This is a genomic window from Citrobacter portucalensis (assembly GCF_023374935.1).
In the GTDB taxonomy this organism is placed as follows: domain Bacteria; phylum Pseudomonadota; class Gammaproteobacteria; order Enterobacterales; family Enterobacteriaceae; genus Citrobacter; species Citrobacter portucalensis.
The window spans coordinates 3,027,358-3,047,332 of the sequence record NZ_CP092466.1 but is presented as its reverse complement, the minus strand read 5'-3'; the positions used below and the strand labels follow the sequence as shown (position 1 = coordinate 3,047,332).

Below are 19,975 nucleotides of genomic sequence, written 5' to 3'. Positions count from 1 at the left end.
CCCGCCAGCGCGGGGTTTTTGCTTTCCGGCGATACGACAGGGGTATTCGCGAGGTGTATTACACCAGTACCCCTGTCATATCGCCGAGCTGAAATCGTTAACTTGAAAACAAGTTCTCACAATGCTCAATGCTTTGTCGTTTCTAGCTCAGAGGAAAAATGAGAGGGGGCAACTGCTAAACGTAGACATCAATATTTTTAGTATTATTCCCTGCAACGTTCGAACTTGATTTGTCACTTACCGTAGGTAATGCTTCCGATACCATTTGGTTTTTTTCTGCTTCTTGTTTTTGTAATTGAGCAATTTTTGCGTATATAGACTCGATTTGCCTTTGAATCATCTCCATCTGCTGTTTAAGCAGTTTTGCCTCATCTTCGGAGGTTACTTCATTTATTTTTGAACCCATGGCGCTGAGTTCTTTTGTCAACTCTCCAATTTGTTTTTTCAGGTTTTGAATTTGTTGTGAAACAGAGTTGCCAGTACTTGAAGATGTTTGTTTTACTGTGCTTTGCAGTATGTCCTGACCCAAAGTGCTAACGGTCATGCTCATGGTGGTTCCTCCGGCCTTACATTTATTACCCATTATCGTCATCTTTCGAAATTACTTTATTAGCAAAGGTTAAGTTGTGGTTTCCTGCACCACAGCATTATTTGTGCCGCTCTATACTATCTGCTGAGTATCGCGGAGGAGCTTATGAAAGAGGGCTATTACTGGATTCAGCATGTTGGCATTGTACAGGTGGCGTACTACACGAATGACACTGTTGATGATCTGGAGACGGGTAAAACAATCACAGGTGTCTGGCATCTGACCAGAGGCGATGACATTTGCCATAACGGTGAAGCAGAGGTGTTAGAAGGTCCTCTCTCTCCACCATTGTAAACAACTGTACTTACTTCGAGGCTGCCGCATGGCGGCCTTTTTCATTTCAGGCTCACGGGAATCATCCGCTACGTGCTTTGTTGATAAATCCAGCCCGTGAAGCCTGACCCTTTAATCACACACAGCGCCATCCGAAGAATCGGAGGTGAGGCTATGACCAGAATGAGCACCATTTACAGCAGACTTTCATATGGAACAGGAACCACGCTGACCGGTTGCGGTGTATCAGCGAAGGCATATGCCGAAACAGCTAAAACAGCAAAAGAGGTGTCCTGGATGTTGGCCGACAGAATTGCAGGGTTAAGCCTGAGTGACTGGGCAATTATTGTCGGTATTGCATGCACCGTTATCACCTGTGCTGTGAACTGGTATTACAGGAAAAAGGAAAGGGAGGACCGGCTTAATGGCAATGTCACCAAAGCTGAAGAATAAACTGAGCGCAGCGGTCGTTGGTCTGATTCTTGCGGGAGCCTCCGCGCCAGTTATTCTCGATCAGTTTCTGGATGAGAAAGAGGGTAATAGTCTGACGGCGTATCGCGACGGCGGAGGGCTCTGGACGATTTGCCGTGGCGCCACGATGGTTGATGGTAAGCCAGTAGTTCAGGACATGAGGCTTTCTGCTGAGAAATGTGCCCAGGTAAACGCCATAGAACGCGACAAGGCGCTGGCATGGGTTGAACGAAATATAAAAGTTCCGTTGAGTGAGCAGCAGAAGGCAGGTATCGCTTCTTTCTGTCCTTACAACATTGGTCCAGGCAAATGCTTCCCGTCAACGTTCTACCAGCGTATCAACGCCGGAGATACAAAAGGGGCATGTGAGGCGATCCGCTGGTGGATTAAAGACGGTGGCCGCGATTGTCGTCTGACCAAAGGCCAGAAGAATGGTTGCTATGGACAGGTTGAACGACGAGACCAGGAAAGTGCACTGGCGTGCTGGGGGATAGACCAGTGAGCCTGCGCTATCAGTTTATTGCCATTTCTCTGCTGGTGGCCATCGCATTCATCGCGGGTAGTGTATGGAGCAGCCGCGGCTGGGAAAAAAAGTGGGCGGAACGTGACAGCGCGGAATCATCGCGAACAGCGAACGCGCAGACCGCCGCCCGCATGATTGAGCAAGGGCGCATAATTGCCCGTGATGAGGCTGTAAAAGATGCACAAGCACAAGCCGCTAAATCTGCTGCCACTGCTGCTGGCCTGTCTGCCACTGTTAACCAGCTGCGTACCGAAGCAACAAAGCTTGCCACCCGCCTGGACGCCGCAAAGCACACCGCAGATCTTGCCACTGCCGTCAGAAGCAAAACAGCCGGAGCCGACGCCGCAGTGCTCGCCGACATGCTCGGACGCCTTGCAGAAGAAGCTCGATATTATGCTGAGCGATCTGACGAAAGCTACCGGGCAGGAATGACGTGTGAGCGCATTTACGACTCAGTGAGGCAGTCAAACAACAACAGGGTTAGAAGATGAACGCAGAAAACCTAAGTGAAGCGTATTACCTCAATAACGATATAAAAGAACTACAACTTCAGAAAAGCATACTGGAAAGTGGTGCCGGACTTGGTGTGACAATCCAGTCTACCTATCAGGATAACGCCTTTCTTGATGCCATACGCCCGCATGCAGTGGCTGAACTTGATCGCCGTATTGTGGAGAAGAAAAAAAACCTCTCCACTCTGGGTGTTACATTCTCTTAAATGAGAACAACAATAAAAGGTTATGTCTGCTTTGCCACATTCTGAGAGTATGAGTTTTATTTGGTAGTCAATCAGTTACTTTATTGGTTTGCTTTCCGATGGAAGATAGATGTTTCCACAGAAGGGGCAAATTAACGTTATATTGTTTTTTATTCTCGACAGACTGTGCTTTGACTGGCGGGAGCAATGAGGACAAGTACTTTTCACATGGCGTAAAGTACGCATCTTGATATCTTTGAGTATCGACATGTTTATTGTCCTGGTGGGCGGTTAACAACCATACACCACATGTTGGCTAATAGCTTCTTTTATAACCGTTACGATGTAGTCGTTAGCCATAATCAATCAAGCCTCGCAATAGCGGGGCTTTTTAACAACTGAGGAATGAGCATTACAGTAGTTCTTACAGCTAAGCAGATTGAAGACCTGGCTGCCTTCGCAAAAGAAGATGGCCAGCCACAATACACCATCACTACCGGAACAATCCCTGAGTTCGAAGCGGATGATGGCGAGGTTATCCCTGAGTACACCGGGCTGATTGCCTATTCCAAGTCGCTAGAGCATAGCGTTCTACAGCTCGATAACTAACGAATCAACAAAACTTTCCATCCGCCATGACACCACAATGCTCGTAGACATGCCAGGAAGCCTGACAGAAGAAGCTCGATACCATGCTGAACGCGCTGATGAAAACTACCGGGCAGGAATGACATGTGAGCGGATTTATGAGTCCGTAAAAATACTAACAATGAACCGTAGAGGAAAAATAATAGCTCTATAAATTAAGATGTTGACGGTTTTCGTGGATAAAATTGTGAATTTTTACTATGAAGGAAATACGACTCTTCCTTGAGTCAAAATCCCTGACAACTTAGGGTGATAGATAAAGGTCTTACGCAGCATGACATAATTTTCGATTTAAGCTATTTAAATTAATTTTTATGATCAAAACCCACTGAGATTTACTTACAAAACTAAACCTTGCTATGTTTGGTTAATCATGCGTTAATGAATGTCTGGTTTGTAACGAATTTATCTGAAGCAGTCGCTGTAATAATTTTATTCCTTGTTCCTGTTGAGATTTCCTTGTTAGCTTTTCTCTCTGATAATTTTTTTCGGACCATTCTGCCCAAGGGCTTACTCAATAAAGGTAATGTTTATGTCTAATAAAATGACTGGTTTAGTTAAATGGTTTAATCCTGAAAAAGGTTTTGGTTTTATCACTCCAAAAGATGGTAGTAAAGATGTGTTTGTTCACTTCTCTGCTATCCAGAGTAATGATTTCAAGACGCTGAATGAGAATCAGGAAGTTGAATTTAGTGTTGAACAGGGACCTAAAGGCCCCACGGCAGTTAATGTCGTGGCTGTATAAGGTAACTGTTATTACTAATAATATTCACTTCAGATGTCCGTGTTGCCACGGATCTCAGTACCGAACGTCAAACTTTGATGTTACTGAAAAAAATCCTTTCGGAGCAAAATGTATTTTTTGCAAATCAACAATGATTACATTTGATAATATTGCACTGTACATTCGTTCTGGTCAGTCTTCGTTAGAATTCAGAAAATAAATTTCAGGCTCCTTATGGAGCCTTTTTTGTATGCTGAACCGACAATCTCTGTAAGAGACATCACGGTAAAATTATGAAAAAAGTCATCGTTTTTTTTAATGCAGAACCTGCAGTTGTTGTAACCGTAATGAAAGGTATTACTACGATAATGCGTGAGTTTCCCAATGGGGAAAAAGCACACCTACCCGTGATGTCAGCGGGATTTCCATCTCTGACAGGAGACCATAAAATAGTTTATGTAGCCTCTGATCGTGATGTCAGTTCAGAAGAGATCCTCGAGGCAGCATCGAAGCTTTTGAAATGAGATCTGGTTGTTTCGTGACCGACCCGGATTTTAGTACAGTGGTTTGTGTGGTCGCGAGCTCTTTTGTATGAAGATTGTACTGCAAACTATTGATAATTGAGTCTTTCTATTCTATCTTTTAAACATATCAGCGCTTATACAAGTGCTCTACGGGGAATGTAACATGCTTGGCGTTGATACGTTAGAGATCAAGAGAGGTAAACAATGAACGTCGAAGATTTAAAAAGAAAAACTGAAGCGGATATTTCTGAATTCATCACAAAAAAAATTATTGAACTCAAAAAAAAGACAGGAAAAGAAGTTTCCGATATCCAGTTTAATGCTCGTGAAAAAATGACTGGGCTTGAAAGCTATGATATTAAAATCACATTAATCTAATTGTTATAAGATTCAGTTCGAGTGAAAAAGCATTATCTTGAAAGGTAATGCTTTTTTATTTCTGTCATAAAATTTAGAACGTTGTCAAAGCCTTCACTTCTAACCACAGATTTTCTGCTTACCTTTTAACGGGTCCTCCTTGACGATTCTGACCATCGAGGGGCAGCAGCGGCGCGGGATTTGGAGCATTTTTGATTCTTCACGCAACCATTTCAGCATTTGATGCTGATGACGGAACACTATCCCCGAATACACTGGGTTTGTTGCATTCTCTGATTCAAAAGAACACGGTGTGCTTCAACTTGGCTGAGCAGGCATTACAGCAGACATTCACTGAGTGCCTGCTGTAATGTTAAACATTAAAATTTGTATTTATTTCTTATCGTTACAATCAGGGATCATCCTCAAAAGAGTGTTATCTTTCTGGACGTAGTGATGGAATAACGCTGCACCAGCATGCGCTGCGATTAAAAAATATCCGATGTTTGCCAGTGTTTCGTGAGTATCTTTGATAAGTGATTTTGTTTCCCCGTCAGGAGTAACGAACGATGCAACGTTAAAACCTAATAAACTCCAGTCCTTTCCACCGTAAGCCATAATTGCAATACCTAATAATGGTAGAGCCAAAAAAGAAATGTACAGCAGGATATGCATTATTTTAGCAGCCATCATCTGCCAGGCTGGTGGGGGGGGAGTGATAGCTGGATCATGATACTTATGTTTAATAATTAATCGTATTATCATTAAAAACCAGACAAACACCCCAACATTGTAATGTGTTTCTTTCATGAGAAGGTAGGTGTTACTGCCTTTGGGAAACCAGCCACGAAGCTCCATAGCTGCATAGGTTATCGCTATTAATATCAGGGTTAGCCAGTGTAAGCGAATCTGAAGTTTTGAGAATTTGACCATTATTCTTGCCTCAAACGGTGTATTACATCGACCATAAATCATGAAGCTTAACAAATCCTTATTTTTGTTGAGAGATTAAGAGTTTGTTATTCCAGCGATCTCACTTGAATGTTTTGATAATAATTCTCATTTTTATTTCTTTCTGATAATCCTTGATGTTACGGGGCAAGAACCACGCTGATTCTCGCTATTTATGAGAACTTTCAATCAACTACTGGTTCATTTTTACTTTCCGCCTATTACACAATTTGTATCCAACAAACAGGACTATGCCGATGCCAGCACGTGCTAAACGCCCATGCCGACACAAAGGGTGTGCGGCAATCACCAACGATGTCAGCGGATATTGTGACCAACACCGAAAGCAGCATGCTGGTGACGGCTGGCGGAATTATCAGTCAGGAAAGAGCAGACAAGAACGTGGATATGGGCGGCTCTGGGAAATTAAACGAGCGCGTATCCTTCAGCGTGATAAATACCTGTGTCAGAACCATCGCCGGCAGAAGATAGCGAAGAAAGCGGAAAGCGTTGACCACATCATTCCAAAAGCTCATGGCGGTACTGATGACGATTCCAACCTTGAGTCGTTGTGCTGGGAATGCCACAGAGCAAAGACAGCAAGAGATCGTATTCGATGAGTTATGCCCATTACATATACTGTGGGCTGAGTGGCTATTTTTCGAATTCCTGTTCGCACAATGCGAGCAGTTGTAGTCGCCGCAATCTGAATTACGATTTTCATCTCGATTAAATCAGACGGATGTCTGGGGAAGGGGGGATCAAATCCCTGACTCCTTTCGCACTTCAGGACTGCCCGCTTCCTCGCATTTTTATACCCGCGAAAAATGAAATTTAACCAGGAGTGTCGCTTATGGCTGGAACGGCGGGGCGTTCCGGGCGTCGCCCCAAGCCAACGGCGCGCAAGGAGCTGGCAGGGAACCCCGGCAAACGAGCCCTGAATAAAGAGGAACCTGTATTCACACCGATTAAAGGTGTGGCACCACCTGACTGGTTTTCTGAGGATGATGGTCTGCCAATGGCGGCCGTCATGTGGGAACTGACCACGAAAGAATTATGTGGACAGGGATTACTGTGTGTTACCGATCTTGCCGTACTTGAGCGCTGGTGTGTTGCATATGAGTTCTGGCGCAGGGCGGTTAAAAATATCGCCAGAGAAGGGCTGACTATTACTGGTGCTATGGGGGGGAAGATAAAAAACCCTGAGCTAACCGCAAAGAAAGAGCAGGAATCGGAGATGAGCTCTACCGGCTCCATGCTTGGCCTTGATCCCAGCAGTCGACAACGCCTAATCGGCCTTGCCGGACAGAAGAAAACCTCTAACCCATTCCTGAAGATGATCAACTCATGAGCCGGAAATCGTACCCCAACGTAAACGCCGCGAATCAATACGCCCGCAACGTTGTGCGGGGGAAAATTCCGGCGTGCCAGTTTGTCATTCAGGCCTGCCAGCGTCATATCGATGACATGGCGGCTGAAAAGAGTAAGAAATTTCGTTACCGCTTCGATAAAGACATGGCAGAAAAGGCCGCGAAATTTATCCAGTTGTTGCCACATACAAAAGGAGAGTGGGCATTCAAGCGGATGCCGATCACTCTGGAGGCATGGCAACTGTTTATTGTGTGCTGCGCCTTTGGCTGGGTCCAGAAAGGGTCGAAGCTTCGACGATTTCGCGAGGTTTACACGGAGATACCGCGTAAAAATGGGAAATCAGCTATTTCGGCAGGTGTGGCGCTGTACTGTTTTACCTGTGATAACGAGTTTGGCGCTGAAGTATATTCCGGGGCCACAACTGAAAAACAGGCGTGGGAAGTATTCAGACCAGCTCGTCTGATGTGTAAGCGCACCCCGCTGCTGGTGGAAGCGTTCGGGATTGAAGTTAATGCGTCCAACCTGAACCGGCCAGAAGATGGCGCGCGTTTTGAGCCGCTGATTGGTAACCCTGGGGACGGCGCTTCACCGCACTGTGCAATTGTTGACGAGTATCACGAACATCCCACAGATTCGCTCTACACCACTATGCTGACGGGTATGGGGGCGCGGCGACAACCACTAATGTGGGCGATCACGACGGCGGGTTACAACATTGAGGGTCCATGCTACGACAAACGGCGTGAAGTGATTGAGATGCTGAACGGCACAGTACCGAATGAGGAATTGTTCGGCGTGATATACACCGTCGACGAGGGGGATGACTGGACCGATCCTAAAGTGCTGGAAAAAGCTAACCCGAATATGGGCGTGTCGGTCTATCGTGACTTTCTCCTCAGCCAGCAACAGAGAGCTATTAATAACGCCCGTCAGGCTGGTGTATTTAAAACTAAACACCTCAACATCTGGGTTGCAGCCCGTGCCGCTTTCTACAACCTGGTTTCCTGGCAGAACTGTGAGGATAAGACACTTACGCTGGAGCAATTCGAAGGACAGCCATGTGTTCTGTCTTTCGACCTGGCGCGCAAGCTGGATATGAACAGTATGGCGCGGTTGTTCACCAGGGAAATTGACGGCAAGACACATTACTACAGCGTTGCTCCCCGCTTCTGGGTTCCCTACGACGCAGTATTCAGCGTTGAAAAGAACGAAGATCGTCGTACTGCGGAGCGATTTCAGAAATGGGTTGAAATGGGACTGCTTACAGTTACTGATGGCGCTGAAGTTGATTACCGCTACATCCTTGAAGAGGCCAAGGCGGCAAACAAGCTCAACCCAGTCAGTGAGTCACCGATTGACCCTTTCGGCGCGACGGGGCTTTCACATGATCTGGCTGATGAAAGCCTTAATCCGATCACTATTGTTCAGAACTACACCAATATGTCTGATCCGACGAAGGAGCTGGAAGCCGCCATTGAGTCAGGCCGCTTTCATCACGACGGGAACCCGATTATGAGCTGGTGTATCAGCAACGTCGTCGGGAAGTATTTGCCCGGTAATGACGATGTGGTTAAACCCATCAAAGAGCAGAACGAAAACAAAATCGATGGCGCGGTTTCGCTGATTATGGCAATCGGACGGGCAATGTTGAATAGCCGGGCGAGTAATTCATCCGTTTACGACGAGGAAGATGTAGCATGCTAATGACATTTTTAAGTTTTTTTATCGGCCTCGCCGGAGCCGCGTTACTGTCTGCCGGTGCCTGGCTTATTTCACCTGCAGCCGGGCTTATTACTGGCGGTTCAATCTGCCTGCTGTGGTCATTTTTAATCGCGAAATCAATGTCTGCCAGCGTAATTAAATCAGGGGGTGAATAATGTTCATTCCCCTGATGTTTCGGGGTAAATCTCAGTCTGGTGGTAGTTTCTGGCAGGCGATGCTGGGTGGTGTGAGTTCCAGCCAGAGTAAGGCGGGGATCATTATCACTTCTGAAACCGCAATGGCGTTATCGGCGGTCCGGGCATGTGTAACGCTTCTGGCAGAATCGGTGGCGCAGCTGCCGTGTGAACTTTACAGGCGAGGCGCTAACGGAGGCCGTGAACGGGCGACTGACCACCCTGTTTATGATCTGATTCATTCCCAGCCCAACAAAAAAGACACTTCATTTGAATACTTTGAACAGCAGCAGGGCCTGCTTGGTCTGGAGGGGAATTGCTACTCGATCATCGACAGGGACGGGAAAGGTTTCCCGAGGGAATTAATCCCGGTTAATCCCAAAAAAGTCATCGTCCTGAAAGGGCCTGACGGGATGCCCTATTATGAACTCCCCGAAATTGGCGAAACGTTGCCAATGCGCATGATGCATCATGTGAAAGTTTTCTCGTTGGATGGTTATATCGGTAGCTCTCCAATCCAGACGAACGCAGACGTTCTTGGGTTAAGTCTGGCGGTGGAAGAGCACGCTTCTCAGGTTTTTCGCCGTGGCTGTACGATGAGCGGCGTTATTGAGCGACCAAAAGACGCCCCGACGATCAAAAGCCAGGATGCTATCGACCGCCTGCTGGCAAAGTGGACGGACAGATATTCCGGTGTCAGAAACGCCTTCTCTGTTGCATTGCTTCAGGAAGGGATGAGCTACAAGCAGTTATCTCAGGACAATGAGAAAGCGCAGCTGTTGCAGTCCCGTCAGTGGGGCGTGGAGGAAGTGTGCCGACTCTATAAAATCCCGCCTCATATGGTGCAGATGCTGGCGAAAGCCACGAATAACAACATTGAGCACCAGGGGCTGCAGTTTGTGATGTACACGCTGTTGGCCTGGCTGAAGCGTCATGAAGGCGCATTAATGCGCGATCTGCTTTTACCCAGCGAGCGCAGTGATCTGTACATAGAATTCAATGTCTCTGGCCTGTTGCGCGGGGATCAGAAGTCGCGTTATGAATCTTATGCATTAGGCCGCCAGTGGGGGTGGTTATCGGTTAATGATATTCGCCGCATGGAGAACCTTCCACCCATCGCCGGAGGGGACAAATACCTGACGCCTCTGAATATGGTCGACAGTAAACAAATCTTACCTGGCAATAACACGCCAACAACTAAACAACTGGCAGAAATCAACTCTATTCTGTCCAGAAACTGAATATCACCCGCAGTGCGGGCTGACCCGGTAAACATCATGACAAAAAATTTAATTAATCTGCCGCATCTGGCGGCTATGGTCTTTGGTGTACCACATTACGTGACACGACAGACAATGGATTCTGTAAAAGCTGTGCTGGTTCCCCGTATTCAGGGATTATCAGAAGAGGCTGGAATTCACATGACGCAGGAGCCTGATAACAATCAGGCGCCAGATTTGGTTCAACCAGCTGGTGGAATGGCAGTTATTCCTGTTCACGGCATTCTGGTTCCGCGTCGTGGGCAAATTACTGCAATGTGTTCTGAACTTACCAGCTATGAGCGCATACGTAGCCAGGTGCATGCTGCATTAAATGACCCTTCCATCAGTGAAATTGTGCTGGATATAAATTCTGGTGGTGGTGCGGCGGTTGGATGCAAGGAACTGGCCGATTATATTTTCCAGTCACGTCAAACTAAGCCTATTACTGCAATTGTGAACTACAGCGCCTATTCTGCGGCTTACTTTATCGCTTCGGCCTGCAGCAAAATTGTAGTCAGCCAGACCAGTGGAGTCGGCTCGATTGGAGTGATTATGGAACACATGGATACTTCCAGGATGGAAGAGCAAATGGGGTTAACATTCACCACGATTTTTCGGGGAGATAACAAAAATAACGGTACACAACATGAGCCACTGAGTGAAGACGCTCGGGGAATGTTCCAGAGGATGATTGACGATATGTACGAGACGTTTATTACCTCTGTAGCGGAATACCGGAATCTTGCCCCTCAGACGGTGATTAACACGCAGGCCGGAATCTATTTCGGCGCTGATTCCATTTCTGCTGGTCTTGCCGATGAAGTTTCGGATCCTCAGTCTGCGATTAATGCCATTGCAGCAAAGTACAAACAACCTCAACGAACCACTTCCATAAAGTTGCAGGCCGCCGCGATGGACCTGCAAACCAGAATGTGACCCGGCGCTAACGCGTCATTACCAGAAAGCAGCCTGTTGGCTGCTTTTTTTATGCAAAAAAGAGAGAAAACTATGCCACAGATTGAAGAATTGCGTCGTGAACGTGCGGGTATTAATCAGAAGGTTCAGGTACTGGCGGCAGTAGAAACTGGTGGCGGTACGCTGACAGCGGAGCAGTTAACCGAATTTGCCAGCCTGCAGCAGCAGTTCACGGATATCAGCGCCAAGATTGAGCGTCTGGAAGCGGCTGAACGTGCTGCAGCGCTTGTCGCCAAACCGGTTAAAGCCACACAGCAGGCTCCTGGTATCAGCATTAAGGCAGAGCCAAAGCAATATACCGGCGCAGGCATGACCCGTCTGGTGATGTCGATTGCGGCAGCACAGGGTAACGTCCAGGGCGCTGCAAAATTTGCAGCTGAAGAACTGAATGACCAGTCTGTCTCGATGGCCATCAATACTGCCGCCGCGTCAGGTGGCGTTCTTATTCCACAAAACCTCCACAGCGAGGTGATCGAGCTGCTGCGCGATCGCACTATCGTTCGTAAGCTGGGCGCGCGCTCAATTCCGCTGCCGAACGGCAATATGGCGCTGCCGCGTCTGGCCGGTGGTGCGACGGCGAGCTACACCGGGGAAGGCAAGGATGCGAAAGTATCAGAAGCCCGCTTTGATGATGTGAAACTCACTGCGAAAACCATGATTGCGATGGTGCCAATCTCCAACCAGTTGATTGGTCGTGCTGGCTACAACGTGGAGCAGCTGGTCCTGCAGGATATTCTGACCGCGATTTCTGTTCGTGAAGATAAAGCCTTTATGCGCGATGACGGTACCGGTGATACGCCTGTCGGTATGAAAGCGCGGGCAACTGAGTGGAACCGCCTGCTGCCGTGGGAAGCTGCTGCAGAGGTTAATCTGCAGACGATTGATACCTATCTCGACAGCATCATCCTGATGGCTATGGACGGCAACAGCAACATGATCAGCTGCGGCTGGGGTATGTCGAACCGTACCTACATGAAACTGTTCGGTCTGCGCGACGGTAACGGTAACAAGGTCTACCCGGAAATGGCCCAGGGGATCCTGAAGGGATTTCAGATTCAGCGTACCAGCGCTATCCCGGCAAACCTCGGTGACGCAGGCAAAGAGTCGGAAATTTACTTCGCTGACTTTAATGATGTGGTTATCGGTGAAGACGGCAACATGAAGGTGTCGTTCTCGCAGGAAGCCTCCTACCAGGACGGGGATGGCAATCTGGTTTCCGCGTTCTCCCGTAACCAGTCGTTGATCCGCGTGGTGACGGAGCACGATATCGGCTTCCGTCATCCGGAAGGTCTTGTTCTCGGGACAAAAGTGCTGTTTTAACCGGTCCTGCACTCTGTGCGACCACGGTCGCACAGCGTAAAAGCACGTAATTCCCCAGGCCCGCAGCAGCGGGTTTTTTCTTTTCAGGAGCAAAACGATGACGACGAAAGCGGCAAAAGCAGCGGCAGCGGCGGCTGCAGCCGGTGATGTGAAAAAGCCGGATGAACTGACGCCGGAAAATACAGTGGACGGGGATGGCGGTCAGAATACTGCAGCGGGTTCAGGTGATACAGGTGTTGATCTGACCGGAAGTGAAACAAACGGGGCCACGGGCCTGACGGGAGCAGAAGTGGCGCGGAAAGCGGTTTTTTTCCTGGGACCCTATCATCGTTATTCACGCGGTGATACGGCCTGTTTTGATGCTGAGTATGCAGAGAAACTGGTTGAACGCCATATTGCGGTATGGCCAGAAGATGCGGAAAAGGCGCTGAGTCCCCGCAAGGGAGCCGATGACCATGATACTGACATTGGATGATGTGAAAACCCAGCTCCGTCTGGAGCCGGATTTCACGGAGCATGACGACATGCTCACTAAAATGGTGGCGGCTGCGCAAAAGAGTATTGAGCGTGACTACTACTGCAAACTGGTGGGAAGCGATGACGAACTGCAGGCGCTGCCGGAAGGGGTACGCGGTTTTGTGGCGGATGAAGATATCCAGCTGGCCATGCAGTATCTGGTCGGGGATGCGTATCTGAATGGTTTCACCGGTCAGTGGCTGGAGACGGCTGCGGTCCGGCACCTTCTTTTCCCGTTGCAGGAGAACACCGTATGAGCCTGAAGCCGGAAGAGATGACCTGCCGTCTTTCGATTGGGTATATGCAATCCGGCCGGGGGCCGCTGGGTGAACATCTGCCGGAACAACTGGTCGCGACCGGGAAAGCCTGGGCGAAGCGCGAACTGGTGTCGGGCAGAAAGGTCCGCACACTGGATCAACTGCAGGTTGTTGAAACGTGTCTTTTTACCACTCATCCGAACCTGAATATTGATATCGACTGGAAAATAACAACGTCTGACCGGATTTATACCGTTCGTAACGTCGAACGTCTTGCGGACCGCATCATCATCACAGGGGAGGCAGACGCACGTCATGATCGAGCTGGCATTAAAGACAGCACTTGAACGCCTGACCGGGCTGAATGTTTACCCTCTGCTCCTGCCTGATGAGTTGCAGGAGGGGATTACTTACCAGTGTATCTCGGATCCGGAACTGTACGCCGGACTGTTGCGCACAGGCCTGATTGCGGGGCGCTTCCAGATAGCGATTCATCTGCTTAATGACTACACCCGCCTGTTACAGCTGGATAAGAAAATCAGCGCGGAATGGACCGCTATCGTGCATGGCCATCTGGAGGGTTTTCCCGTGCAGAATGTGGTCCGGGGTGGAATACAGCAGAGTAAAACGGTACTGACCAGCGGCAATATTCAGTACCGGCTCGTGCGGGATTTCACCTTTCACTACCGGGACGCCTCACCATGATCACTATGGACGTAAAAGGGCTGGACGAGCTGGAGCGGCAGCTTACTGCGCTCGGTGAAAAGGTCGGCATGAAGGTGTTACGTGATGCAGGGCGTGAGGCGCTGAAAGTGGTTGAAGAAGACATGAAACAACATGCCGGCTTCGACGATGCGTCCTCTGCAGAGCATATGCGTGATTCCATCAAAATTCGTTCATCCACCCGGAAAGGTAGCGGAAATACGGTGGTCATCCTTCGGGTTGGCCCCAGCAAAAAGCATTACATGAAAGCGCTGGCCCAGGAGTTCGGTACGGTGAAACAGGTTGCCAATCCGTTCATCCGTCCGGCACTGGATTACAACGTCCAGCAGATTCTGCGCATTCTGACCGTAGAAATCCGCAATGGCATTCAGAACAGGTAGCAACCGCTGCCCACTATTTAAGAGAGAATCATTATGGCTGATGAAAATAACACGCCAAAATCATCCCCTGAGTATGCAATGCTTCCTGCCGGGACGGTGGTGAAGTTTGGCGAAGTAGGGGCCGCAGTGGCGGCGCTGAAACCTCTGATTAACTGTAAGGCGCTGGGCGCGACAGGTCAGACGGGAGGATTTGTCGACTGTACCACCCTGCTGGACAAGAGTAAGCAGTCGGTGTCAGACCTGCCGGAAGGGCCGGAGAAATCGCTGGGATTCATTGACGACCCGGAAAACGAAGATTTCACCGCGTTCCTCAATGCTGCAGAACAGCGTAAGACCGTTCAGTTTTATGTTGAGTTGCCGAACAAACGAACGGCTTCAATGATCCTTGCGCTTTCAGGCTGGCAGATGAACGAAATCACAGCGCCTGCCAGTGAAGTTATCCAGATTACGGTGCAGGGTAAGCAAAACAACATTAAATGGGGAATTGCCGCCCCGGCGCCAGATGCCGGCGCGTAATCCGTTTCCCGTTACACACCGCCTCCGGGCGTTTTTTTTTCGTTTGAAAAACAGGATACATCATGTCTGAATTTAGCCTCTCCGAACTGAAAAAGGCCCTGCTCAGCGCAAAACCCTCTCCAATTAAAACCGAAATCTTCGGTACAAAGGTTTACCTTCGCCGGCTGACGGCGGCTGAGCTTATTGATCATGAAGATGCGCTCATCGAGGCACAGACCTCTGGCAACGCCCGCATGGCGTCAGAGCTGAGCGTACAGATTGTTATCGACAGTCTGGTTCAGCCTGACGGCTCCCCGATTAAAGCCAAAGACAAACCCACGGCGAAGGAGCTGCTGGCGGCACACGATAACGTTGCGCTTCTGGATGCCATCGACAAAGTGAAAAAGCACGGCATCGGTAAGCTGGAAACCGCCGAAAAAAACTGAGTGACTCGCCCTGGCTGGAGCTAATTTTCTGGCTGGCCGACCGCTGGGGCGAGCCTGACCCGTCAAAAATTGCGGCGCTTCCGGCTGACACGCTTTTTCACTGGCGTGCTTTCTTCCTCAAACAGGGCATTTTCAAAAAGCCTTCGCCAGAAGGTTCTGACAATAACCCGCCCCCTGTTAAATCACCCGCAGCAGCGAACCAGAGTCTGGATGCGCAGTGTGCGGCAGTCATGAAGGTATTAATGTAATGGGTGACGTTGCCTCTCTTGCCGTTGGGCTGCATCTGAATGCAGCGAACTTTAAATCGCAGCTGATGAGCGCCTACGGCAGCGCTGAGAGTCAGTCACGCCAGTTTAACCGCAATGCCCAGGCTGATGCGAAAAAGACGGAGGATGCCTATAAGCGTGTTTCTGCTTCGGTATCGGGGCTGGCAGGCAGGCTGGCAGGTTTTGCCGGGGCGGGTTTATCGCTGGGTACCATTATCAGCACCACGCGGCAGTACAGCCAGTCGTTGTCGGATTTGCAGGCTATCACCGGTGCCACCAGTGCGCAGATGAAACTGTACGATCAGGCGGCGCAGGAAATGGGCCGCACAACGGAATACAGCGCATCACAGGCCGCTGAGGCGATTAAGCTGATGGCTTCGGCAAAGCCTGAACTGCTGAGCACCTCTGCGGGGCTGACGGCGGCGACCAAAAGCGCGTTAACGCTGGCCCAGGCCGCTGGGACCACGCTTCCGGATGCCACCCGAACGCTGGCCCTGTCATTAAACCAGTTTGGGGCGGGAGCCAGTGAAGCCGACCGGTATATCAACGTGCTGGCTGCTGGCGCGAAATTTGGCTCGTCGGAGATAGCCGATACTGCTGCCGCGATTAAAAATGGCGGGGTGGCAGCGGCACAGGCTGGCGTTGGTTTTGAAACCCTCAATGCCGCCATACAGGTACTGGCGGAGCGCGAAGTGAAAGGCGGCGAAGCCGGGACCGCACTGCGCAACGTGATCCTGAATCTGGAGAAAGGAACGGATAAGACCCTGAAGCCTTCTGTTGTCGGGCTGAGCCAGGCGCTGGAGAATCTGGCGGGAAAAAACCTGTCAACAAAACAGGCCGTAAAGCTGTTCGGGGTGGAAAACCTCAGCGCAGCATCCATCCTGGTGCAGAACCGCGAGAAGGTGGAGTCGCTGACCGCCGCCCTGACCGGTACGCAGACCGCGCATGAGCAGGCCGAAATCAGGGTAAATAACCTGAACGGCGATCTTCTCAGCCTGACTTCGGCTTTTGAAGGTCTGATTATTAAGGTAGGACAGAGCGGAAACGGCCCGCTGCGCAGTGGTGTTCAGACCGTTACCGATGCCATTAATGGCCTGACGGATAATTTTAATACGGTCGCCAACGTTGCGCTGTATACACTGATTCCTGTTCTGGCGACAAAACTGACGGCAGGTATCAGGGGGAACATCGGTGCCTGGGTTGAGCAGCAGCAGGCAGTCAGGGCCAGCGCGATGGCGCAGGCCGATATGGCGCGAAAAACGCTGGAAAGTACCGCCGCTACGCTGGCACAGAATAACGCAGAATTCGGGCGTTATCGGGAAATGGAGAAAAGCGCCAGACAATTTGGCCTTAACGTGAGTTACCAGAGCGAGTTTAACCGCTTAATCCGCCAGGAAACCGAGCAGACACTGCTTTCCACCCAGGCAAAGAGCCAGCTGAATGCTGCCAATAAACAGCTTTCAATTTCAGCCCGCGCGGCCTCTGCAGCAGTAGGTATGGCCAGAGGGGCGCTGGCACTGGTGGGCGGTCCAGTGGGGGCGGCGATGCTTGCCGGTTCGGCGTTGCTCTATTTCCATAATCAGGCGAAGAATGCCCGCCAGTCAGCGATTGACCTGAAAAATGCTGTTGTTGAAACGAATGAAGAGCTAAAAAAACTGTCGCTTAACCAGCTCAACGTGAAGCAGCTGGACATTGATGAACAGTTTGAGAATCAGGTTATTCAGCGAAATAAACTGATTAAAGAAATTCAGGATGCGGAAAGCCGTATTGATGGATTGAGTGGCTTCGATCCGTTCGGACAACTTAAAGGCGTACAGAACGATAAAACCCGCTACAAAGGGGATCTGGATGCCGTTGAGCAGGGGTTAAAACTCCTCAAAGAACGGCAAAAAATTGTCAAAGAGGCCATAGAACACGCTAAATCAGGGAAAACCGATCCCACACCGAAGCCGGATAAACCAGGGAATGAAACAGGGAGTGATAAACCTGATACCCCCTGGACCGGGGAAGGCGGGGATACTGGTAAGGGGCAAAAGTCGAAGGTTAACCAGTATGAGCAACTGCGGCGTGAAATCGAAGCGGCGCATGCCTCCAGTCTCGGACGTATCAACCTGCAGGAGCAGGAAAGCGCCAGAAAACTTCTTGAAGCCGCCCGCGCTGACGGAGCCAGCGAGGCTGATATTCAGAAGACTTTGCTGCTGAATGCTGAAAACTATCAGAAACAGCGCCTCGAACTGGCAGAACAGTATGCGCCAGCCAGAGCAACTCTTACGAAAGAGCGTGAAGCGAGCCAGGAGCTGAAGTCGCTCCTGAATGCCCGTATTCTGGATGAAAAGGAATACCAGACGGCCAGAATCACGCTGGCACAAAGTACGGCCCGCGAACTGTTACAGGCACAGGCAGCGGCAATGTCTGCCCCTCTGATTGATATCGCCGGGACGGTTGATCCGCTGGCAGAACTGCGCAATCAACTGGCCGAGCGTCAGTCACTGCTGCAGGCGTTTTACCAGAACGATGCGATCAACAAAGAGCAGTACGAACTGTTGAAGCAAAAGGCGGATAAAGATTCCGCTGATGCGCAGTACCAGACGGCGGTGGAGCTTTATAAGTCGCAGGGAAACCTGAACAGCCTCGCCATTGGCCTGATGGAAACCACCCAGGAGCGAACCTCCAACATGCTGACCGGCATGCTGAATGGTACACAGACACTCCGGGACGGGATGATTGGGTTATTTTCCTCCCTGACACAGTCGGTGATTAAAAACCTTGTCGATATGGCAGCGCAGGCGCTGATTACCAACACCATCCTGAAATCCATTATGGGTATCGGCGGCAGTCTTTTTGGCGGCGCAGCCACCGCGAGCACCGGCACGGCCATCAGCAGTTTTAGTTTTAATGCGAAGGGCGGTGTTTATGACTCACCTTCATTAAGTGCCTACAGCAACGGCATCTATGACAGCCCGACCCTGTTTGCTTTTGCAAAGGGGGCTGGCGTGTTTGGTGAGGCTGGTCCGGAAGCCATTATGCCTCTGGCGAAAACGACTGACGGTAAGCTGGGTGTCAGGGCGCTGGGTGACCCGGGTTCCTCTGGTGGTGGTATGAATGGGGGGATTGCTTATTCACCTGTGTATCACATTGCCATTCAGAATGACGGGCAAAACGGGCAGATAGGGCCGCAGGCATCGCAGATGCTGGTCAAAATGATCGATACGCGTGTCATGAGTATCCTGAGAACTCAGGGACGTGATGGTGGCATGCTGGCGGGAGGATAAGTGAAAACCTTTCATTGGGCACCCAGGGAGGGGATGCCGTCTTCTGTTTCCCCTTCGGTGACAACCATAAAATTTGGGGATGGCTATGAGCAACGTCGCCCGACCGGACTCAACCATCAGTTAATTAACTTCCAGCCTGTTTTCCGTATCACGTCGGACAATTCCCGCACCGCACTTGAAGCGTTTCTGGTCGAGCATGGAGGATATAAAGCCTTTTTGTGGCGACCGCCAAAATACAACCGCACGATTAAAGTTGTCTGCCGGGAATGGTCTGTTACGGACAACGTCACGTATTCTGATTTCAGCTGTAAATTTGAGCAGGTCATTGCTTAAGGATCCTTATGCAGGATATACCTCAGAACACCCTCAACGAAACCACGAAAACCGAGCAGTCGGCCCGCATTGATTTGTGGGAAATCGACCTGACGGCCTTTGGTGGCCAGCGTTACTATTTTTCAAATGAAGCGAATGAGAAGGGCGAGCCGGTCACCTGGCAGGGGCGGAAGTATGACGTTTACCCTATACAGGGAACCGGGTTCGACCTGGTAGGGAAAGGGACTACCGCCCGCCCGACGCTGGCGGTGTCGAACCTGTTTGGCATGGTTACGGGACTTGCGGCAGATATGCAGAGCCTCGTCGGGGCCACGGTGGTAAGGCATGTTGTGTACGCCCGTTTTCTCGATGCGGTGAACTTTACAGGCGGCAACCCGGAGGCCGATCCGGAACAGGAAGTAGTCAGCCGCTGGGTGATTGAACAACTGTCAGAGCTGAAAGCCACCACGGCGACCTTTGTGCTGGCCACGCCGACCGAAACGGACGGCAGCGTGTTTCCGGCGCGGATCATGCTGGCTGATGTCTGCAACTGGACCTACCGTTCTGAGGAGTGTGGGTATGCCGGGCCGCCTGTGGCGGATGAATTTGACAAACCCACGGCAGACCCGGCAAAAGATGCCTGCAGCAAATGCCGTACTGGCTGCGAGCTGCGTGATAACCTGCCGCGCATCGGCTGCTTCCTCTCGATTAACCGTCTCTCCTGATGG

At 50.1% G+C, this 19,975-nt stretch carries 30 protein-coding genes and 1 pseudogene; 28 read left to right on the top strand and 3 right to left on the bottom strand.

Annotated features, from left to right (window positions below; translation table 11 throughout):
- Nucleotides 1-175 precede the first annotated feature (175 nt).
- Nucleotides 176-550 carry a FlxA-like family protein gene (locus tag LY264_RS14915; RefSeq protein ID WP_044700589.1) on the bottom strand — a complete coding sequence of 125 codons (375 nt, stop codon included), beginning with the start codon at nt 548-550 and terminating at the stop codon, nt 176-178.
- Nucleotides 551-694: 144 nt separating this feature from the next.
- Between LY264_RS14915 and LY264_RS14910 the strand changes: the two genes are divergently transcribed.
- From LY264_RS14910 to LY264_RS14890, 5 genes are all read left to right on the top strand, one after another.
- The gene (locus LY264_RS14910) at nt 695-883 is read left to right on the top strand and encodes a hypothetical protein (RefSeq protein WP_044700587.1); all 189 of its coding nucleotides are present in this window, start codon (nt 695-697) and stop codon (nt 881-883) included.
- 153 nt (nt 884-1,036) lie between these two features.
- Nucleotides 1,037-1,315, top strand: a complete 279-nt coding sequence (locus tag LY264_RS14905) for a phage holin (protein ID WP_003832349.1) — start codon at nt 1,037-1,039, stop codon at nt 1,313-1,315.
- Entirely contained in the window at nt 1,287-1,835 is a 549-nt protein-coding gene (locus tag LY264_RS14900) for a lysozyme (protein WP_046670524.1), read from the top strand. Before LY264_RS14905 ends, LY264_RS14900 begins: the two co-directional genes overlap by 29 nt.
- On the top strand, nt 1,832-2,347 hold the full coding sequence (locus LY264_RS14895) for a DUF2514 domain-containing protein (protein WP_044700581.1): 516 nt from the start codon (nt 1,832-1,834) through the stop codon (nt 2,345-2,347). The genes LY264_RS14900 and LY264_RS14895 overlap by 4 nt, the downstream gene beginning before the upstream one ends.
- Complete coding sequence (locus LY264_RS14890) at nt 2,344-2,574, top strand: hypothetical protein (RefSeq protein WP_000990801.1); 231 nt, start codon at nt 2,344-2,346, stop codon at nt 2,572-2,574. Before LY264_RS14895 ends, LY264_RS14890 begins: the two co-directional genes overlap by 4 nt.
- Nucleotides 2,575-2,649: 75 nt before the next feature.
- Here the strand turns inward: LY264_RS14890 and LY264_RS14885 are convergent, their stop codons facing one another.
- Entirely contained in the window at nt 2,650-2,799 is a 150-nt protein-coding gene (locus tag LY264_RS14885) for a YnfU family zinc-binding protein (protein ID WP_230133456.1), read from the bottom strand.
- Nucleotides 2,800-2,964: 165 nt separating this feature from the next.
- On the opposite strand from LY264_RS14885, the gene LY264_RS14880 reads away from it, so the two are divergent.
- From LY264_RS14880 to LY264_RS14855, 6 genes and pseudogenes are all read left to right on the top strand, one after another.
- Nucleotides 2,965-3,162, top strand: a complete 198-nt coding sequence (locus tag LY264_RS14880; RefSeq protein ID WP_044700634.1) for a hypothetical protein — start codon at nt 2,965-2,967, stop codon at nt 3,160-3,162.
- A gap of 28 nt (nt 3,163-3,190) precedes the next feature.
- Nucleotides 3,191-3,355 (top strand): annotated as a pseudogene (locus LY264_RS14875) (DUF2514 family protein); the annotation flags it as partial.
- 378 nt (nt 3,356-3,733) lie between these two features.
- Nucleotides 3,734-3,946, top strand: a complete 213-nt coding sequence (gene cspG / locus LY264_RS14870; RefSeq protein ID WP_000066494.1) for a cold shock protein CspG — start codon at nt 3,734-3,736, stop codon at nt 3,944-3,946.
- 10 nt (nt 3,947-3,956) lie between these two features.
- On the top strand, nt 3,957-4,145 hold the full coding sequence (ymcF, locus tag LY264_RS14865) for a cold shock small protein YmcF (protein WP_057069020.1): 189 nt from the start codon (nt 3,957-3,959) through the stop codon (nt 4,143-4,145).
- Between the two features lie 73 nt (nt 4,146-4,218).
- Nucleotides 4,219-4,449, top strand: a complete 231-nt coding sequence (locus LY264_RS14860; RefSeq protein WP_000756041.1) for a hypothetical protein — start codon at nt 4,219-4,221, stop codon at nt 4,447-4,449.
- A gap of 204 nt (nt 4,450-4,653) precedes the next feature.
- The gene (locus tag LY264_RS14855; protein ID WP_001100119.1) at nt 4,654-4,827 is read left to right on the top strand and encodes a GnsA/GnsB family addiction module toxin; all 174 of its coding nucleotides are present in this window, start codon (nt 4,654-4,656) and stop codon (nt 4,825-4,827) included.
- 372 nt (nt 4,828-5,199) lie between these two features.
- Here the strand turns inward: LY264_RS14855 and LY264_RS14850 are convergent, their stop codons facing one another.
- Entirely contained in the window at nt 5,200-5,739 is a 540-nt protein-coding gene (locus LY264_RS14850; RefSeq protein WP_044700576.1) for a cytochrome b, read from the bottom strand.
- Nucleotides 5,740-6,014: 275 nt separating this feature from the next.
- Here LY264_RS14850 and LY264_RS14845 point away from each other — a divergent pair, with 275 nt between their 5' ends.
- The 17 genes from LY264_RS14845 to LY264_RS14765 all read left to right on the top strand — a co-directional run bounded on the left by LY264_RS14845 (nt 6,015) and on the right by LY264_RS14765 (nt 19,972).
- Nucleotides 6,015-6,377, top strand: a complete 363-nt coding sequence (locus LY264_RS14845) for an HNH endonuclease (protein WP_047715729.1) — start codon at nt 6,015-6,017, stop codon at nt 6,375-6,377.
- Between the two features lie 233 nt (nt 6,378-6,610).
- The gene (locus LY264_RS14840; protein ID WP_003832359.1) at nt 6,611-7,108 is read left to right on the top strand and encodes a phage terminase small subunit P27 family; all 498 of its coding nucleotides are present in this window, start codon (nt 6,611-6,613) and stop codon (nt 7,106-7,108) included.
- Complete coding sequence (locus tag LY264_RS14835) at nt 7,105-8,832, top strand: terminase large subunit (protein ID WP_016150031.1); 1,728 nt, start codon at nt 7,105-7,107, stop codon at nt 8,830-8,832. The genes LY264_RS14840 and LY264_RS14835 overlap by 4 nt, the downstream gene beginning before the upstream one ends.
- The gene (locus tag LY264_RS14830) at nt 8,826-9,005 is read left to right on the top strand and encodes a hypothetical protein (RefSeq protein ID WP_003832363.1); all 180 of its coding nucleotides are present in this window, start codon (nt 8,826-8,828) and stop codon (nt 9,003-9,005) included. Before LY264_RS14835 ends, LY264_RS14830 begins: the two co-directional genes overlap by 7 nt.
- A complete protein-coding gene (locus LY264_RS14825) occupies nt 9,005-10,264 on the top strand; it encodes a phage portal protein (RefSeq protein ID WP_044700572.1) in 1,260 nt (419 codons plus the stop codon). Before LY264_RS14830 ends, LY264_RS14825 begins: the two co-directional genes overlap by 1 nt.
- Before the next feature lie 36 nt (nt 10,265-10,300).
- The gene (locus LY264_RS14820; protein WP_071692215.1) at nt 10,301-11,221 is read left to right on the top strand and encodes a S49 family peptidase; all 921 of its coding nucleotides are present in this window, start codon (nt 10,301-10,303) and stop codon (nt 11,219-11,221) included.
- Nucleotides 11,222-11,293: 72 nt separating this feature from the next.
- Entirely contained in the window at nt 11,294-12,580 is a 1,287-nt protein-coding gene (locus LY264_RS14815) for a phage major capsid protein (RefSeq protein WP_044700568.1), read from the top strand.
- Between the two features lie 97 nt (nt 12,581-12,677).
- A complete protein-coding gene (locus LY264_RS14810; RefSeq protein WP_044700565.1) occupies nt 12,678-13,055 on the top strand; it encodes a hypothetical protein in 378 nt (125 codons plus the stop codon).
- A complete protein-coding gene (locus tag LY264_RS14805) occupies nt 13,036-13,353 on the top strand; it encodes a head-tail connector protein (RefSeq protein WP_003832371.1) in 318 nt (105 codons plus the stop codon). Before LY264_RS14810 ends, LY264_RS14805 begins: the two co-directional genes overlap by 20 nt.
- On the top strand, nt 13,350-13,700 hold the full coding sequence (locus tag LY264_RS14800) for a phage head closure protein (protein ID WP_044700562.1): 351 nt from the start codon (nt 13,350-13,352) through the stop codon (nt 13,698-13,700). Before LY264_RS14805 ends, LY264_RS14800 begins: the two co-directional genes overlap by 4 nt.
- Nucleotides 13,669-14,058 (top strand): hypothetical protein, encoded by a 390-nt coding sequence (locus tag LY264_RS14795; protein ID WP_046670528.1) that lies wholly within the window; start codon nt 13,669-13,671, stop codon nt 14,056-14,058. The genes LY264_RS14800 and LY264_RS14795 overlap by 32 nt, the downstream gene beginning before the upstream one ends.
- Nucleotides 14,055-14,456 (top strand): HK97-gp10 family putative phage morphogenesis protein, encoded by a 402-nt coding sequence (locus tag LY264_RS14790; RefSeq protein WP_044700558.1) that lies wholly within the window; start codon nt 14,055-14,057, stop codon nt 14,454-14,456. The genes LY264_RS14795 and LY264_RS14790 overlap by 4 nt, the downstream gene beginning before the upstream one ends.
- Nucleotides 14,457-14,489: 33 nt before the next feature.
- A complete protein-coding gene (locus LY264_RS14785; protein ID WP_044700555.1) occupies nt 14,490-14,972 on the top strand; it encodes a major tail shaft subunit in 483 nt (160 codons plus the stop codon).
- A 62-nt stretch (nt 14,973-15,034) separates the two neighbouring features.
- The gene (locus LY264_RS14780; RefSeq protein ID WP_044700554.1) at nt 15,035-15,397 is read left to right on the top strand and encodes a phage tail protein; all 363 of its coding nucleotides are present in this window, start codon (nt 15,035-15,037) and stop codon (nt 15,395-15,397) included.
- A 247-nt stretch (nt 15,398-15,644) separates the two neighbouring features.
- Nucleotides 15,645-18,935 carry a phage tail tape measure protein gene (locus LY264_RS14775; RefSeq protein WP_044700552.1) on the top strand — a complete coding sequence of 1,097 codons (3,291 nt, stop codon included), beginning with the start codon at nt 15,645-15,647 and terminating at the stop codon, nt 18,933-18,935.
- A 33-nt stretch (nt 18,936-18,968) separates the two neighbouring features.
- Nucleotides 18,969-19,268 (top strand): phage tail protein, encoded by a 300-nt coding sequence (locus tag LY264_RS14770; RefSeq protein WP_196238998.1) that lies wholly within the window; start codon nt 18,969-18,971, stop codon nt 19,266-19,268.
- A gap of 8 nt (nt 19,269-19,276) precedes the next feature.
- Nucleotides 19,277-19,972, top strand: a complete 696-nt coding sequence (locus LY264_RS14765; RefSeq protein ID WP_046670530.1) for a phage minor tail protein L — start codon at nt 19,277-19,279, stop codon at nt 19,970-19,972.
- Nucleotides 19,973-19,975: the final 3 nt, after the last annotated feature.

What these genes read in the sequence shown, in the direction of transcription:
- LY264_RS14790 (WP_044700558.1), top strand. Translation starts at nt 14,055, where the DNA reads ATGATCACTATGGACGTAAAAGGGCTGGACGAGCTGGAGCGGCAGCTT.
- LY264_RS14770 (WP_196238998.1), top strand. Translation starts at nt 18,969, where the DNA reads ATGCCGTCTTCTGTTTCCCCTTCGGTGACAACCATAAAATTTGGGGAT.
- cspG (WP_000066494.1), top strand. Translation starts at nt 3,734, where the DNA reads ATGTCTAATAAAATGACTGGTTTAGTTAAATGGTTTAATCCTGAAAAA.
- LY264_RS14800 (WP_044700562.1), top strand. Translation starts at nt 13,350, where the DNA reads ATGAGCCTGAAGCCGGAAGAGATGACCTGCCGTCTTTCGATTGGGTAT.
- LY264_RS14845 (WP_047715729.1), top strand. Translation starts at nt 6,015, where the DNA reads ATGCCAGCACGTGCTAAACGCCCATGCCGACACAAAGGGTGTGCGGCA.
- LY264_RS14815 (WP_044700568.1), top strand. Translation starts at nt 11,294, where the DNA reads ATGCCACAGATTGAAGAATTGCGTCGTGAACGTGCGGGTATTAATCAG.
- LY264_RS14795 (WP_046670528.1), top strand. Translation starts at nt 13,669, where the DNA reads ATGATCGAGCTGGCATTAAAGACAGCACTTGAACGCCTGACCGGGCTG.
- LY264_RS14775 (WP_044700552.1), top strand. Translation starts at nt 15,645, where the DNA reads ATGGGTGACGTTGCCTCTCTTGCCGTTGGGCTGCATCTGAATGCAGCG.
- LY264_RS14835 (WP_016150031.1), top strand. Translation starts at nt 7,105, where the DNA reads ATGAGCCGGAAATCGTACCCCAACGTAAACGCCGCGAATCAATACGCC.
- LY264_RS14850 (WP_044700576.1), bottom strand. Translation starts at nt 5,739, where the DNA reads ATGGTCAAATTCTCAAAACTTCAGATTCGCTTACACTGGCTAACCCTG.
- LY264_RS14840 (WP_003832359.1), top strand. Translation starts at nt 6,611, where the DNA reads ATGGCTGGAACGGCGGGGCGTTCCGGGCGTCGCCCCAAGCCAACGGCG.
- LY264_RS14885 (WP_230133456.1), bottom strand. Translation starts at nt 2,799, where the DNA reads ATGCGTACTTTACGCCATGTGAAAAGTACTTGTCCTCATTGCTCCCGC.
- LY264_RS14900 (WP_046670524.1), top strand. Translation starts at nt 1,287, where the DNA reads ATGGCAATGTCACCAAAGCTGAAGAATAAACTGAGCGCAGCGGTCGTT.
- LY264_RS14890 (WP_000990801.1), top strand. Translation starts at nt 2,344, where the DNA reads ATGAACGCAGAAAACCTAAGTGAAGCGTATTACCTCAATAACGATATA.
- LY264_RS14780 (WP_044700554.1), top strand. Translation starts at nt 15,035, where the DNA reads ATGTCTGAATTTAGCCTCTCCGAACTGAAAAAGGCCCTGCTCAGCGCA.
- LY264_RS14805 (WP_003832371.1), top strand. Translation starts at nt 13,036, where the DNA reads ATGATACTGACATTGGATGATGTGAAAACCCAGCTCCGTCTGGAGCCG.
- LY264_RS14830 (WP_003832363.1), top strand. Translation starts at nt 8,826, where the DNA reads ATGCTAATGACATTTTTAAGTTTTTTTATCGGCCTCGCCGGAGCCGCG.
- LY264_RS14915 (WP_044700589.1), bottom strand. Translation starts at nt 550, where the DNA reads ATGAGCATGACCGTTAGCACTTTGGGTCAGGACATACTGCAAAGCACA.
- LY264_RS14905 (WP_003832349.1), top strand. Translation starts at nt 1,037, where the DNA reads ATGACCAGAATGAGCACCATTTACAGCAGACTTTCATATGGAACAGGA.
- LY264_RS14825 (WP_044700572.1), top strand. Translation starts at nt 9,005, where the DNA reads ATGTTCATTCCCCTGATGTTTCGGGGTAAATCTCAGTCTGGTGGTAGT.
- LY264_RS14810 (WP_044700565.1), top strand. Translation starts at nt 12,678, where the DNA reads ATGACGACGAAAGCGGCAAAAGCAGCGGCAGCGGCGGCTGCAGCCGGT.
- LY264_RS14785 (WP_044700555.1), top strand. Translation starts at nt 14,490, where the DNA reads ATGGCTGATGAAAATAACACGCCAAAATCATCCCCTGAGTATGCAATG.
- LY264_RS14765 (WP_046670530.1), top strand. Translation starts at nt 19,277, where the DNA reads ATGCAGGATATACCTCAGAACACCCTCAACGAAACCACGAAAACCGAG.
- LY264_RS14860 (WP_000756041.1), top strand. Translation starts at nt 4,219, where the DNA reads ATGAAAAAAGTCATCGTTTTTTTTAATGCAGAACCTGCAGTTGTTGTA.
- LY264_RS14910 (WP_044700587.1), top strand. Translation starts at nt 695, where the DNA reads ATGAAAGAGGGCTATTACTGGATTCAGCATGTTGGCATTGTACAGGTG.
- LY264_RS14855 (WP_001100119.1), top strand. Translation starts at nt 4,654, where the DNA reads ATGAACGTCGAAGATTTAAAAAGAAAAACTGAAGCGGATATTTCTGAA.
- LY264_RS14820 (WP_071692215.1), top strand. Translation starts at nt 10,301, where the DNA reads ATGACAAAAAATTTAATTAATCTGCCGCATCTGGCGGCTATGGTCTTT.